Annotated in this window: 1 pseudogene; it reads left to right on the forward strand. The window is 68.8% G+C overall.

The annotated features are described in order from the left end of the window. Positions 1–136: pseudogene (locus CCL05_RS46845) on the forward strand (NADP oxidoreductase); the annotation flags it as partial. Positions 137–234: the final 98 nt, after the last annotated feature.

The raw sequence follows: 234 nt of genomic DNA on the forward strand, positions 1-234 counted from the left end.
AATGCGCCCGCTGGACGTCGGCGGCCTGAAAATGGCGCACTGGCTGGAAGGAGCGGGCGTGGTCACGGTGGGCCTCGCCAACCACGGGGTGGGGAACCTGGACTTCGCCCTCAGCATCACCGAACTTCCCGTCTGAGCTGGATCTGAGCGGCGCGCTCCCCGCCGACAAGATGGAGGAGGGCTCGGACGAGCCGATCGCAGTCCTCCTGCGCGCATGGACGCCAACGGCCGCCT

The sequence above is a fragment of the Streptomyces africanus genome (genome assembly GCF_002150735.1).
Classification (GTDB): Bacteria; Actinomycetota; Actinomycetes; order Streptomycetales; family Streptomycetaceae; genus Streptomyces; species Streptomyces africanus.